The sequence below is a fragment of the Streptomyces sp. NPDC059371 genome, assembly GCF_042751995.1.
Lineage (GTDB): Bacteria > Actinomycetota > Actinomycetes > Streptomycetales > Streptomycetaceae > Streptomyces.
This window is the reverse complement of record NZ_JBHYXD010000001.1, coordinates 163,732-177,295: the sequence shown is the minus strand read 5'-3', so window position 1 is coordinate 177,295 and position 13,564 is coordinate 163,732. Positions and strand designations below refer to the sequence as shown.

The 13,564-nt window shown below is 70.9% G+C and carries 12 protein-coding genes; 5 read left to right on the top strand and 7 right to left on the bottom strand.

Annotated elements, in window-relative coordinates; genetic code table 11:
- Positions 1-112: 112 nt before the first annotated feature.
- Both ACFXGX_RS00830 and ACFXGX_RS00825 read right to left on the bottom strand, forming a co-directional pair.
- Entirely contained in the window at positions 113-1,351 is a 1,239-nt protein-coding gene (locus ACFXGX_RS00830; protein WP_384783230.1) for an ROK family protein, read from the bottom strand.
- A gap of 81 nt (positions 1,352-1,432) precedes the next feature.
- Entirely contained in the window at positions 1,433-2,110 is a 678-nt protein-coding gene (locus tag ACFXGX_RS00825; protein WP_384783353.1) for an alpha-ketoglutarate-dependent dioxygenase AlkB family protein, read from the bottom strand.
- Positions 2,111-2,181: 71 nt separating this feature from the next.
- On the opposite strand from ACFXGX_RS00825, the gene ACFXGX_RS00820 reads away from it, so the two are divergent.
- Together ACFXGX_RS00820 and ACFXGX_RS00815 are read left to right on the top strand one after the other, a co-directional pair.
- The gene (locus ACFXGX_RS00820; protein ID WP_384783228.1) at positions 2,182-3,324 is read left to right on the top strand and encodes a methyltransferase; all 1,143 of its coding nucleotides are present in this window, start codon (positions 2,182-2,184) and stop codon (positions 3,322-3,324) included.
- A gap of 140 nt (positions 3,325-3,464) precedes the next feature.
- Positions 3,465-4,862 (top strand): NAD(P)/FAD-dependent oxidoreductase, encoded by a 1,398-nt coding sequence (locus ACFXGX_RS00815; protein WP_384783226.1) that lies wholly within the window; start codon positions 3,465-3,467, stop codon positions 4,860-4,862.
- A gap of 128 nt (positions 4,863-4,990) precedes the next feature.
- On the opposite strand, the gene ACFXGX_RS00810 is transcribed toward ACFXGX_RS00815, so the two are convergent.
- From ACFXGX_RS00810 to ACFXGX_RS00800, 3 genes are all read right to left on the bottom strand, one after another.
- Positions 4,991-6,223 carry an MAB_1171c family putative transporter gene (locus ACFXGX_RS00810; protein WP_384783224.1) on the bottom strand — a complete coding sequence of 411 codons (1,233 nt, stop codon included), beginning with the start codon at positions 6,221-6,223 and terminating at the stop codon, positions 4,991-4,993.
- 545 nt (positions 6,224-6,768) lie between these two features.
- Complete coding sequence (locus ACFXGX_RS00805) at positions 6,769-7,620, bottom strand: ketose-bisphosphate aldolase (RefSeq protein WP_384783222.1); 852 nt, start codon at positions 7,618-7,620, stop codon at positions 6,769-6,771.
- Positions 7,621-7,802: 182 nt separating this feature from the next.
- Positions 7,803-8,684: an SIS domain-containing protein gene (locus tag ACFXGX_RS00800; RefSeq protein WP_384783220.1), complete on the bottom strand. Its 882-nt coding sequence runs from the start codon at positions 8,682-8,684 to the stop codon at positions 7,803-7,805.
- A 122-nt stretch (positions 8,685-8,806) separates the two neighbouring features.
- Here ACFXGX_RS00800 and ACFXGX_RS00795 point away from each other — a divergent pair, with 122 nt between their 5' ends.
- Entirely contained in the window at positions 8,807-9,586 is a 780-nt protein-coding gene (locus tag ACFXGX_RS00795) for a DeoR/GlpR family DNA-binding transcription regulator (protein WP_384783218.1), read from the top strand.
- Between the two features lie 383 nt (positions 9,587-9,969).
- On the top strand, positions 9,970-11,415 hold the full coding sequence (locus tag ACFXGX_RS00790; protein ID WP_384783216.1) for a glyceraldehyde-3-phosphate dehydrogenase: 1,446 nt from the start codon (positions 9,970-9,972) through the stop codon (positions 11,413-11,415).
- A 164-nt stretch (positions 11,416-11,579) separates the two neighbouring features.
- Here ACFXGX_RS00790 and ACFXGX_RS00785 read toward each other — a convergent pair whose 3' ends face one another.
- Both ACFXGX_RS00785 and ACFXGX_RS00780 read right to left on the bottom strand, forming a co-directional pair.
- The gene (locus ACFXGX_RS00785) at positions 11,580-11,867 is read right to left on the bottom strand and encodes a hypothetical protein (protein ID WP_384783215.1); all 288 of its coding nucleotides are present in this window, start codon (positions 11,865-11,867) and stop codon (positions 11,580-11,582) included.
- A 70-nt stretch (positions 11,868-11,937) separates the two neighbouring features.
- A complete protein-coding gene (locus ACFXGX_RS00780; RefSeq protein WP_384783213.1) occupies positions 11,938-12,135 on the bottom strand; it encodes a hypothetical protein in 198 nt (65 codons plus the stop codon).
- Positions 12,136-12,988: 853 nt separating this feature from the next.
- On the opposite strand from ACFXGX_RS00780, the gene ACFXGX_RS00775 reads away from it, so the two are divergent.
- Complete coding sequence (locus ACFXGX_RS00775) at positions 12,989-13,537, top strand: hypothetical protein (protein WP_384783211.1); 549 nt, start codon at positions 12,989-12,991, stop codon at positions 13,535-13,537.
- The last annotated feature ends 27 nt before the right edge of the window (positions 13,538-13,564 follow it).

The window sequence follows — 13,564 nt, the reverse complement described above, 5'->3', positions numbered from 1 at the left end:
AGCGGCCGTGCGCGTACCTCCCCGGGAGTACGCCGGGCTCCCCGGGCTGCTTCGCGCGTCGGCTCCCCCGGCCGACCGGGCACGCTCACCGGCCCCCCGGCGCTCCCGAGGGTCAGACGGGCAGCGCCGTGAGCGGGTCGTCCAGCACCGGCTGCCAGGCCAACTCGGCCGCTCCGACCAGGCTGTTGTGGTCCAGCGTGCAGGCGAGGATCGGTACCCCGCCGCTCCGTCCCCACAGGCTGCGGTCGGCGACGACGGCGCGCAGCCGGTCGGGGTCGGCGTCCAGCAGGGCGCGGTGCAGTCCGCCGAGGATGATGCGGTCCGGATTGAGAATGTTGACGAGACCCGCGAGGCCGAGGCCCAGACGGTCGATCATTGCCTCGATCGCCGTACGGACCGCCGGATCGGCGCTCTCGTCGCGGATCAGTTCATTGGACTGCTGGAGCAGCGACACCTCCGGGCCCGGAGTCCGCCCGGCCGCGGTGAGGAAGGCCAGCGGGTCGGCCTCGACATCGAGACAGCCGCGGCTTCCGCAGTGGCAGGGCCGGCCCTCGGGGTTGACCGTGAGATGGCCGACTTCGAGGGCGAGTCCCGAACTGCCGGTGTGCAGACGCCCGTCGAGCACCAGGGCGCCGCCGACACCCCGGTGTCCGGTGGCCACGCACAGCAGATCGCGGGCGCCCCGGCCCGCTCCGTGCCGGTGCTCCGCGAGTGCGGCGAGGTTGACGTCGTTGGCGGCGAACGCCGGCCCCTCGATCCCGGCCGCGCGCACCCGCTCGGCGAAGATCTCCCGTACGGCGGCGCCCGCGGGCCAGGCCAGGTGCAGGGGATTGAGCGCGAGCCCTTCGGGTTCGGTGACGGCCGACGGCACGGCGAGCCCGGCGCCCACACAGCGGCGCCCGGTCTCACGCAGCAGTTCGGCGCCAGCGTCGACGACCGAGCCGAGCACCTTCGCCGGATCGGCGTCCACGGTCTCGCAGCCGGGGGCGGTCGCGACGATCCGGCCGCCGAGGCCGACCAGCGCGGCGCGGAACCCGTCGGCGTGCACCTGCGCGGCCAGCGCGACGGGCCCGTCGTCGGCGAGCTCCAGCCGGTGCGAGGGCCGCCCCTGCGAACCGGCGGCGGCACCGGGCCGCGCGTCGACCCGGATCAGTCCCAGCGCCTCCAGCTCCGCGGCCACCGCGCCCGCGGTCGCCCGGGTGACGCCCAGCTCGGCGGTGAGCACGGCACGCGTCGGCGCGCGCCCGGTGTGCACAAGTTCCAGCGCCGGTCCGAGTGCTCCGCGCCCCCGGTCGAGCCGTGTCCGTGTACTGCCATCCCCCGCCGTCCGGGGGGCCGCCTTGCCGTTCATGAGGGCGAGTCTCCCATGATCCGCTCCCGCGGGGCCCGCCCGGTCGCGGCGGCCGCCGCACGACCGCGACGGCGTCCGCGGCTATCGGGCGGGCTCCGGTGGGAAGCCGCTCGCCCGGAGCGTGAGGTTCAGCCGCCCGGTCAGACCCAGCTCGGGAGGAGCCGTGCCCGCGTACACCTTCGGCACTCCGTGGTACGCGAGCCGTGACGGGCCGCCGAACACGAAGAGGTCGCCGCTGCGCAGCTCGACGTCGGTGTACGGCCGTGTCCGGGCCTCCGTGTTGCCGAAACGGAAGACACAGGTGTCGCCCAGGCTCAGCGACACGACCGGGGCGTCGCACGATTCGTCGCTGTCGCGGTGCATGCCCATCCGGGCCTCGGCGTCATAGAAGTTGATCAGCGCGATGTCGTACTCGGCGGACGGATCCGCGCCGCAGGTGCCGGGGCCGAGGGTGTCCGTGACCGCCTCGCGGGCCAGCTCGCCGAGCGGGCCGGGGAAGGGCTTCACGGGCGAACCGTCGCCGTCGACCACCGTCCGCGCGTAGCCGTACGGGTACCAGTGCCAGCCCAGACAGACCTGCCGCGCGGTCATCGTGCCGCCGCCGGGGGTGCGGACGGTACGCAGGCCCGCCGGCGGACGGGCCCAGCCGCGGCAGGCCTCCAGGAGATGCCGCTGACGTGCGGCGTCCAGCCAGTCCGGGAGGTGCACGGCGCCGGGCCCGATTTCCGTCCTGCCACGCGGGAACAGCTCCGCGTCCATCGACATGCCCCCATCCTCGCGCACGTCACACGGTCCCGGTCCCTTAGCCTGGACCCACGATGAACGACCGGATGACGACACCCTGGGGCGAGTACGAACTCGCCCGCTTCCCCGAGGACCCGCGCGACCGGCTGCGTGCCTGGGACGCCGCCGACACCTATCTGCTGCGGCATCTCGCGGAGAGCGGCACCCCGCTGACGGGTTCGGTCGTCGTCCTCGGCGACCGGTGGGGCGCCCTGACCACGGCGTTGTCCGCGCGGCGGCCGACGCTGATCACCGACTCCCACCTGGCCCGGGAGTCGACCCGCGCCAACCTCGCGCGGGCCGGCGCCGAGGAGTCCGCGGTCCGTCTCCTCACGACCCAGGACCCGCCTCCCGAGCGGATCGACGTACTGCTCGTGCGGGTGCCGAAGAGCCTCGCCCTGCTGGAGGACCAGCTTCACCGGCTGGCGCCCGGGGTGCACGAGGAGACGGTCGTCATCGGCACCGGGATGGTCAAGGAGATCCACACCTCGACGCTGCACCTCTTCGAGCGGATCCTCGGTCCGACCCGGACGTCGCTGGCCGAGAAGAAGGCCCGCCTGATCTTCTGCACACCGCTCCAGGGGATCGCCCGGAAGGCCAACCCCTGGCCGTACCGCTACGAGCTGCCCGACGACGTCGGCCCGGTCTCCGGCCGCACGGTCGTCAACCACGCGGGTGTCTTCTGTGCCGACCGCCTCGACGTCGGCACCCGCTTCTTCCTCGGGCACCTGCCGCGCAGCCGGGGCGCCGAGCGGGTCGTGGACCTGGGCTGCGGCAACGGCGTGCTCGGTACGGCCGTGGCGCTCGCCAACCCCGAGGCCGAGGTGCTGTTCGCCGACGAGTCGTACCAGGCGGTGGCCTCGGCGGAGGAGACCTACCGGGCGAACGCCGGCGGGAAGGCCGCGTTCCGTGTCGCCGACGGGCTGGAGGGCGTGCCGTCCGGGAGTGTCGACCTCGTCCTGAACAATCCCCCGTTCCACTCCCACCAGGCGATGACGGACACGACCGCCTGGCGGATGTTCGCCGACGCCCGGCGCGCGCTGCGGCCGGGCGGCGAGCTGTGGGTGATCGGCAATCGCCATCTCGGCTACCACCTGAAGCTGCGCCGGCTCTTCGGCAACAGTGAACTGGTCGCGGGCGACGCCAAATTCGTGATTCTCCGGGCCGTGAAGAAGGATGCCGGGCAGTAGGCCGACCAGCGCCGACCGACCCCGGAGAGAGGCCCGCGCTCCTCACCAAGGGCACATTCCGCTCACTTTTTGATCACCCCTGGACAGCCGCGCGTACGACCGTAGAGTGATGCCGATCACCAAGGACAACTGGGGGAACCATGTCGCGCCGTGCTGTCGTCATCGGCGGGAGCCTGGCCGGCATGCTCGCCGCCGCTGCCCTGTTCCGCTCCATGGACGAGGTGATCGTCCTGGAGCGGGACGAGTTGCCCGACAGACCGTCCCCGCGCAAGCGGATCCCCCAGGCACGGCACGCCCACATCCTGCTGCCGAGCGGACGCGACGCGATCCGGGAACTCCTTCCGGTGGCGAACGTGCACGGCCGCCTGCTCGCTTCGGGAGCGCGCGAGCAGTCCATGACCGACATGCTGGGTTTCGGCCCGCAGGGCTGGTACGGGCGCTGGCCGACCGTGACCGAGGACCTGCTGCTCACCTGCTGCAGCCGTGACCTGCTCGACTGGACCCTGCGTGACGCGGTCCTCGGCACCACTCCCGTCCGGGTCCGCCGGGCCGAGGCGCTGTCCCTGCTGGGAACCGCGGAACGCGTCACCGGTGTACGCGTCCTCTCCGAAGGCCTCGAGGAGGACCTGCGCGCCGACCTCGTCGTCGACGCGAGCGGCCGGGGTTCCCGTGCCGAGCACTGGCTCGAAGCGCTCGGCGTGACGGACATACCGACCGACGAAGTCGACTCGGGGCTCGTCTGCGCCAGCCGGGTCTTCCGCGTCCCGAGGGGCGCCGAGGACTTCCCGCTGACCCAGATCGAGGCCGACCCGGCCACTTCCCGACCGGGGCGTTCCGGGACGCTGGTGCCGATCGAGGACGGCCGCTGGCTGGTCACGCTCGCGGGCACCCGCGGCGGCGAACCCGGCCCCCGTCCCGAGGCGTTCACCGACTTCGCCCTCGGCCTGCGCCACCCGCTGATCGGTCGGCTCATCTCGGCCGCCGAGCCGCTCGGCGAGGTGTTCCTCAGCCGCAGCACCCGCAACAGGCGCCGCGATTTCGAGAAGGCGGCGATGCCCGAGGGCCTGGTGGTGCTCGGTGACGCCGTCGCCACCTTCAATCCCGTCCACGGCCAGGGCATGTCGGTCGCGGCCCTGGGCGCCCAGGCGCTGAGCCGGCAGTTGCGGCAGACGGATGTCACCGCTCCGGGCTTCGCCCGCGACGTGCAGCGGGCGGCCGCCAGGTCCGTCTCGGCCGCCTACACGGTGAGCACGTCGCAGGACCAGTGGTTCCCGGAGGTCGTCGGCAGGGCCCCGACGCTCTCGGACCGGCTGATCAGCCAGTACATGGGCCGGATGGCCCGGGTGGCGACCACCTCGTACGCCGTGTCCGCGGCCCGGTGCAAGGTCCTCGCGCTCCAGGCCGACCCGAGCCGTCTCCTGCACAGCGAGCTGCTCATGGCCACCTTGAAGGGCCCCGTCATGGAGCCGTCGGCCGGGCCTCCGCTGACCTTCGAGGAGAGCGCCTTCGTCGACTCCGTGGGCCCGCTCGCCGTGTGACGGCGGCGGGCGCGGTACGGGCGTGGGTCCCGGGCGTGGGTCCCGGCCGTTCACGCTCCGGGCTTTCGTCCCGCCGTCGCACGAGCGCACGGGGGCGGCCTACGGGCGGGTCACCGCGCGGGGCGCGTTCAGGACGGCTGTCGCACCGCGGTTCTGCGGGACTGGATCGCGGCGTCGACGATCGGTGTGCGCACCGCCTTGGACAGGCTCAGCAGGGACGGCTGCCCCGTGTCCAACGACCGTGAACCGCCGGCCGGCCGTCGCACGCGCGCGCTGACCGAGACCACCACGTCGACGTCACCCACCGAGATGCCGATGGTGCCGGTCTCCGCCATGGGAGTCGGCGCCTCGGCGAGAGCGGCCACGGCGACCATCGCGGCCATCCCGATCATCTCGGCCTCCGCGGCCGAGGATCCGGCGGCCAGCGCGTCCCGGTAGGCATGGCTGCGCACCTGGTCGTCGAGCTGTCCGGCGAGCCGTTTGAGGCCGTCGCGAATGGCGGTTTCCCTTGTCGTGAGCCGCAGTTCGACGTCGCCGATCATCCGCCACGAGAGCGCGGTGACGCAGCGCCGGCGGCCGGTGGGCCCCGCCAGCAGCCGGAACAGCGGACGCAGCCGTATGAACGTGACGGCCGAATCGATGCGCGGGCCGATAAGGGGAAGGATGTAGCCGGCCGAGGCCAGACAGGAGCCGACTGCCACCAGCGGTGCGACGCTGGTGCTGAGGCTGTCCCAGCGGTGTCCGAGCCAATGAGCGGTCAGCGCGACGGACTTGACGACGCCGTAGGCGCTGGTGAACAGCCAGCCCAGTACGAGCAGGACCAACGAGCCCCGGGTCCAGCGTTTCACCTTCCGTATCCAGCTCCAGCACAACAGGGTCGTCGTCACCGCGGCCACCATGTGCGCCACCAGATACAGCACGATCATCTCCCGGATGAACGGCGTCGAGGCGTAGTAGGTGTCGAAGTCGGCCCGGCGCTCGACCGGAGCGTCGCCCAGCGAGAACAGCACGCCCTCGGCGGCGATCACCCCCAGGTAGCTGAACAGCCATGCCCGCGACGTGCGCCGCACCTGGACGGGGTCGTTGCCCCGCCAGTGCACGATGAGGATGAGCGAGGCCGCGCCGAAGGCGGTCACCGCGCCGTAGGTCAGCGGCGCCGCGATGTTCGGAACGCCCGTAAGGCTGTTGACGAGAATGACGGTGGGTGGCGCGCCGAGCACGAAGCAGAGTCCCGACAGCAGGATGACGGCGCAGAACGACCGCTTGAGCGGGTCCTTGCGGTGCCGTCGCAGATCGGGGAGCTGGGCGGCGAGTCCCATCCAGAGAACGGCGGCGGCCACGTAGTAGATCAGTCCGTTCACAGCGGGCCCAGAAGCACGCGCGGGCGGAGTCCCCGATGGGCGCCGCGGCGAGGGCGCACGCCCCGATGCGCGCCGCGGTGCGGGCCGGTTTCCGAGATCGCCCTGTTCACCGGGGCGTACACCCGGTTCTCACGCGCCAACCTACCGATACCGGCCAGAAGTTGACCGCTCAAGGCCTTCTCCGTCCTGCGCCCGGCCCGGTGCCGGCCCTGCCCCGAAAACACCGCAAACCCCTGCTCCCCGCGTTCATGGGGGCATCCGGACGCGTGCCCGAGCGGCCTCCGGGGCGAAGGTTCACCCGCGAGCCTGCCGTGCCCTTTCGGCCTCCTCATAGTCGTTCACCCTAGCCACCTTGTCACCCGCTCGAACTGCCGTCGGTGCAAAAGCACATGCGTGGAAAACGGCTTCCGCCCGCCTCGGTGCGCGGCGGGCAGTCGCTTTTGGGGCGCATATCCGGCCGTAGCGGTATCTGGAGGGCGCTCCCACCCGTGGCACAGCGGCGCTCACCCCCGCGGCGGCTCACCTCCTCCGCGGCACAAGGACACTCACCCCCGCAGTACGGCGATGAGCCCCGCCACCGTCCGCGCCATCGCCTCGCGCCCCACACCCAGGTACTTCCGTGAGTCCACGGCGTCGGGGCTGGCGGTGAGGAACTCCCGTATGGCGCCCGTCATCGCGATGTTCAGCGCGGTGCCGATGTTGACCTTGGCGATACCGCCTTCGACGGCCGCCCGGAGCTCTCCGTCGGGCACCCCGGAGGAACCGTGCAGGACGAGGGGGACATCGAGCGCGGCGGCGAGGCGCTTGAGGAGGCCGTGGTCGAGGGCCGCGGTCCGGCTGGTCATGGCGTGCGAGCTGCCGATCGCCACCGCCAGGGCGTCCACGCCGGAGTCGGCCACGAAGGCGCGGGCCTCCAGGGGGTCGGTACGGGCACCCGGCGCGTGCGCGTCCCGCGGGGGTTCGCCGTGCTTGCCGCCGATCTCCCCCAATTCCGCCTCGATCCACAGGCCTTGGGCGTGCACCCAGTCGGCGGCGGCACGGGTCGCCGCGAGGTTCTCCTCGTACGGCAGGCGCGAGGCGTCGTACATGACGGAGCTGAACCCGGCACCGGGCGCCTGGCGCAGCAGATCGTCGCTCTGAACGTGATCGAGGTGCAGGGCGACGGGCACGGAGGCCCGTTCGGCGGCGGCGGTCGCGGCACGGGCCAGCGGCAGCAGCCTCCCGTGGCGGAACTTGACCGCGTTCTCGCTGACTTGGAGGACGACGGGCGCGCCTGCCGACTCCGCCCCCGCTATGACGGCCTCGATGTGTTCCAGGGTGATGACGTTGAAGGCGGCGACGGCGGTCCGGTCCTCGGCGGTCCGGGCGACCAGTTCTCCGGTTGCTGCGAGGGGCACAACTCCTCCTGTTCCATGGGGGATCGAGCCGGGGCGGCGGCTTCGGCGGCCCGGCGGCCTCAAGGGCTCGGCGGCTACGGCGGCTCCGCGAGTCCGGCGGCTCAGCGGCTTGAGCGGCTTGAGCGGCTTGAGCGGCTTGAGCGGCTTGAGCGGCTTGAGAGAGTGCAGAGAACGCAGCCGGTTCAGCCGTCGAGAATCACCGAGCGGGTGAGGTGGCGGGGCCGGTCGGGATCGAGGCCGCGCGCCGCGGCGACGGCGACGGCGAGGCGCTGGGCGCGGACCAGTTCGGCGAGCGGGTCGAGGCCCCCGTCGACCCACAGCCCACCGGTCCCGCGGACCTGTTCGGCGAGCCCCTCGGGCGCTTCGCCGAGCATCCAGGTGGCGGTGCCCCGGGTCGTGATGCTGATGGGGCCGTGACGGTACTCCATCGCGGGGTAGGCCTCGGTCCAGGCGAGGGACGCCTCCCGCATCTTGAGTCCGGCCTCGTTGGCGAGCCCGACGGTCCATCCGCGGCCGAGGAAGGTGAACTGCGAGCAGTCGACGAGCCCTTCGGGCAGCGGGCTGTCGAGTGCGGTGCGCGCGTCCGCGACGACGGCCTCGCCGTGCAGGCCGAGGTGGGCGCGGAGCAGGGTGAGCGCGGTCGTCGCGAACCGGGTCTGCACGACGGACCGTTCGTCGGCGAAGCCGAGCACGACGACGTCGTCCGCGGACTTCATCACGGGCGTGTCCGGATCGGCGGTGACGGCGGTCGTACGGGTCTGTCCGCGCAGCCGGCCGAGCAGTTCGAGCACTTCGGTGGTCGTCCCGGAGCGCGTCAGGGCGACCACGCGATCGTACGAACGGCCCGCGGGGAACTCCGAGGCGGCGAAGGCGTCCGTCTCCCCCTGCCCGGACTGTTCACGGAGCACGGCCGCGGCCTGCGCCATGAAGAACGAGGTGCCGCATCCCACGATCGCGACACGCTCCCCCGGCGCCGGCAGCGCGGCCGTGTGCGCCGGCGCCTCGTCGGCCGCGCGGATCCAGCACTCGGGCTGGCTGTTCAGTTCGTCTTCGACATACGTCATGGCTTACCCCTCCCACTGATGCTCGTTTCTGCAAGATATAGCGAGGTTTCGAGCACAATCAAGCATCTGAGCGCGGATGGGGTGCGTTAAGGTCGCGGAGGAGCGAGGAATGGAGAGCCCTGATGTCGCGGGACGCCCGATGGAAGGCGCTGCTGGAACTGCTCGTGGAGCGGGGCCGTCTGGACGTCGAGGAGGCCGCGGCACGGCTGGAGGTCTCGGCGGCGACGATCCGGCGCGACTTCGACCAGCTCGCCGAGCAGCAGATGCTCGTACGCACCCGGGGCGGCGCGGTCGTGCACGGCGTCTCGTACGAACTGCCCCTGCGCTACAAGACCGCCCGTCACGCCTCGGAGAAGCAGCGCATCGCCAAGGCGGTCGCCGGCCTGATCACCCCCGGCGAGGCGGTGGGCCTCACCGGCGGCACCACGACGACCGAGGTGGCCCGCGCTCTCGCCGTACGCCCGGACCTGGCGTCGGGCTCCCCCGCGCTGACCGTGGTCACGAACGCGCTCAACATCGCGAACGAGCTCGCCGTACGCCCCCAGTTCAAGATCGTGACGACCGGCGGGGTCGCCCGGCCGCAGTCGTACGAGCTGATCGGACCGCTCGCGGATGCCGTCCTGAAGCAGATCACCCTGGACGTCGCGGTGCTCGGCGTGGTCGCGTTCGACGCCACGCACGGCGCCGCCGCCCACGACGAGGCGGAGGCGGCGATCAACCGCCTTCTGTGCGAGCGGGCCGAGCGCGTGATCGTCGCCGCCGACTCCAGCAAGCTGGGGCAGCGCGCGTTCGCCCGCATCTGCGCGGCCGAGTCGGTGAACACCCTCGTCACGGACGCGGCTGCGGAACCCGAGACGATCGGGCGGTTCGAGGAAGCCGGCATCGAGGTCATGGCCGTATAACCGTCCGGCGCTTCAATCGGACGACCGCCGCCGCCTGAAGGACCCGGCTCGCAGGGTGGGACCCGGTTTGCGGGGCGTGGCCCGGCTCGCGGGGTGGGACCTGGTTCGCGGGACGTGGCCCGGCTCGCAGGGTGGGACCTGGTTCGCGGGACGTGGCCCGGCTGGGCGGGGCGGGACCTGGTTCGCGGGGCGTGGCCCGGTTTGCGGGGCGTGGCCCGGCTGGGCGGGGCGGGGCGGGACCCGAGCGCCACCCGACCGCCCCCAATTCCCACGCCCCGGACGCCCCGGCGGACGTCGACCTTCCCATGAGTGGACACCGCATGAACGTCAGAAACAGGGGCCGGTTACCATATGAGCGCCACCTAGCTCGAAAGATGATTCCTGTGACTGTCAACGACGACGCGTTCACCAACTGGAAGACCCGCGAAGAGATCGCGGAGTCGATGATCCCCATCATCGGGAGGCTGCACCGGGAGCAGGACGTCACCGTTCTCCTGCACAGCCGCTCCCTGGTGAACAAGTCGGTGGTGAGCATCCTCAAGACCCACCGCTTCGCCCGGCAGATCGCCGGCGAGGAGCTCTCGGTCACCGACACGCTTCCGTTCCTCCAGACGCTCACCACGCTCGATCTCGGCCCGTCCCAGATCGACATCGGCATGCTCGCCGCGACGTACGCCGCCGACGACCGCGGGCTGTCCGTCGAGGAGTTCACCGCCGAGGCGGTCTCCGGGGCCACCGGCGAGAACAAGATCGAGCGCCGCGAGGGCCGTGACGTCGTCCTCTACGGCTTCGGCCGCATCGGCCGTCTGCTCGCCCGGCTGCTCATCGAGAAGACCGGCTCCGGCAACGGCCTTCGCCTGCGCGCCATCGTCGTGCGCCAGGGCGGCGACCAGGACATCGTCAAGCGCGCCTCGCTGCTGCGCCGCGACTCCATCCACGGCCAGTTCCAGGGCACGATCACCGTCGACGAGGCGAACAGCACGATCATCGCCAACGGCAACGAGATCAAGGTCATCTACGCCAACGACCCGTCCGAGATCGACTACACGACGTACGGCATCAAGGACGCCATCCTCGTCGACAACACCGGCAAGTGGCGTGACCGCGCGGGTCTCTCGAACCACCTGCGCCCCGGTATCGACAAGGTCGTCCTGACGGCTCCGGGCAAGGGCGACGTCCCGAACATCGTGCACGGCGTCAACCACGACACGATCAAGCCGGACGAGCAGATCCTGTCCTGCGCCTCCTGCACCACCAACGCGATCGTGCCGCCGCTCAAGGCGATGGCCGAGGAGTACGGCGTTCTGCGCGGCCACGTGGAGACCGTCCACTCGTTCACCAACGACCAGAACCTGCTGGACAATTACCACAGCTCCGACCGCCGCGGCCGCTCCGCGCCGCTCAACATGGTCATCACCGAGACGGGTGCCGCCTCCGCGGTCGCCAAGGCGCTGCCCGACCTCAAGGCGCCCATCACCGGCAGCTCGATCCGTGTTCCGGTGCCGGACGTCTCGATCGCGATCCTCAGCCTGCGCCTGGGCCGCGCGACCACCCGCGAGGAGGTCCTCGACTACCTCCGCAACGTCTCGCTGACCTCACCGCTCAAGCGCCAGATCGACTTCATCAGCGCCCCCGACGCGGTGTCCAGCGACTTCATCGGCTCGCGCCACGCCTCGATCGTCGACGCCGGCGCCACCAAGGTCGAGGACGACAACGCGATCCTCTACCTCTGGTACGACAACGAGTTCGGCTACTCCTGCCAGGTCATCCGCGTCGTCCAGCACGTCTCGGGCGTGGAGTACCCGACCTTCCCGGCTCCGGCGGTCTGAGCACGGATCCACCCCGGGCTCCTCTCTGGTCGGAGAGCGGACACCCGGACGGCCGCGGCAGGCGCCTGACCAGCGCAGTCGCCAGGACCGCGACCCACGGAAAGGGCCGCTACCCGAACTTCGGGTGGCGGCCCTCTGTGTTCTCTGTAGCAGCGAGGGGGTTCTCAGGGGGTTTTGCTCACATCCGCGGCGCCCAGCCACGCCTCCACCGCGGTCCTGCCACGCATCCCGTTGTCAGGCATGAAGTGTGCGTACGTCTCCAGCGTGATCGTCACCGACGCATGGCCGAGCCTGTGCGACACCGACACGACATCCTCGCCGACGCCGAGCTGCACGCCGACGTAGGTGTGCCTCCAGCAGTGGTGCGTCATCTCTCGCGATGGCTCCCACCCCCAGGACTCCCTCTCCTTGCGGGCCGGGATCAGACCGGCCGCCGCCAGCGCTGGCTTCATCGTCCTTTCGTTGAAGCGACCGGGGCGGTTTCGCCGCTGCGTTGTGACCAACAGCCGGACCGCGGCTGTCTCACGGCCGGCGTTCCCCGGCCCCCAGCCACGGAAGAGTCACCGTGACCGGAGGGAACTCCTCGGTGTATTCGTTGATGACCTTGAGGAAGAACGGCGACAAGGGCACTTGGCGCTCCTTGCGGTTCTTGGGCAGCTTGAAGTAAGCAGTCCGCCCGTCCTTACTCCACTGAAGCTGGCGACGGATGTTGACGACCATCTGATCTTCGTCACATCGTCCAGGCTGAAGGCGATCGCCTCCCCCTGGCGCAAGCCTGTGTGCATGCCCAGATCTCCCACCATCCGGTATCGCCGAGGCATCGCCTCCCGGACGGCATGGGCCTCCCGACTGATCCATGCCCGCGCCTTCGTCTCCCCCGAAGCCTGCGGACGCGCTCCCCGACTCGCCGCCCGGCAGGGATTCTTGCTGAGGCACTTCCCAACCGCCGACTTGAAGATGGTCGAGAGGTGGTTCCACAGCACCGAGCAGGCCCGCAGGCTCGCCTCCCGGTGGGCCGTCCTACGCACCTACGGCGGCGCTGCGACCGAACTCCGCGCTGCTCTTGACACCCCGTCAAAGAGCCAGCCGAGGCAACGGACGCCACAGCAGGGGAGTCCGACGAGCCGACCGGCCGGGGCCGCGTCGCTGCTCTCTTCGTCGTGGCCCTGGTGGCCGACTGGTGCATCGTCGCCGCGTTCCCGGAAGTGGCCTACGTGGTCGTAGGCAATGGTCGGCCGGCAGACGTTCATGGCCTGGCGCGAGAGACGGCACGGCGCCGAGGAAGCGGAGGCGGCCGGACGTCGGCGACGCGCTCCGGCGCCTGATCAACCCGGCTGCTGCCACGGGGAGATGAACGACGGATGATCCGACGCCCCCCGCCCTGTATGAGTACTGCCCCACCTGCGGGTGGTGGTCAAAAGCTGCGGCCACTGACCCCTCACCAGCGGAACCACCTCAACTCTTCCATGAGGCTCTGAGGGTTGAGCGAACCCCCCACCAGTTGACTACAGCCACACAAGACCTTTACAAATCAACCACGTTACATTCAACAAAGATCGTCCCAGGGGGGACCATGACCGACCCGACGCTGCCGCCCATGCCCAGCGATCCGCCGCCCCCACCGGCACCGAAGAAGTCCCCAGCCAACGCCGTCGTCATCGGCTCAGCCGCCGCCGTGATCGCCACCATCATCGCGACCGGATTTGTGGTCGTGCACTCTGTGTCCAACGCCAACAAGGCAGCAGCCGCCACTACCAAGTCGAGCGCTCCAAAGGCCGCACCCGCGGTCGACGCCACGGAGGACGCGGAGCCGACGTATGCCGCCCTCGACGCCGACAGCTTCACGATCGAGCTGAAGACCAAGTCGCGCCAGTGCTTCGGGTCGGCAGGCTGCAACGTCACGGTCGAGCCAAACCTGACCCTCATGGTCGACAGCGGAGATGTCGACCCGGAGGCCACGTACGAGATCACCTACGAAATCCGCGGCGACGAGTCCGGACCGGTCATCGAGACGGCTGAACTGACGGAACAGACAAGCCTGAATTACACCCCCTCCTCGATCAGCACCACTTCTGCCGGCACGAAGCTGTCTGTGAAGATCACCGACGTCCAGGAGCAGTGAGGTAGGGCGAACTGCCGCACTCGCCGA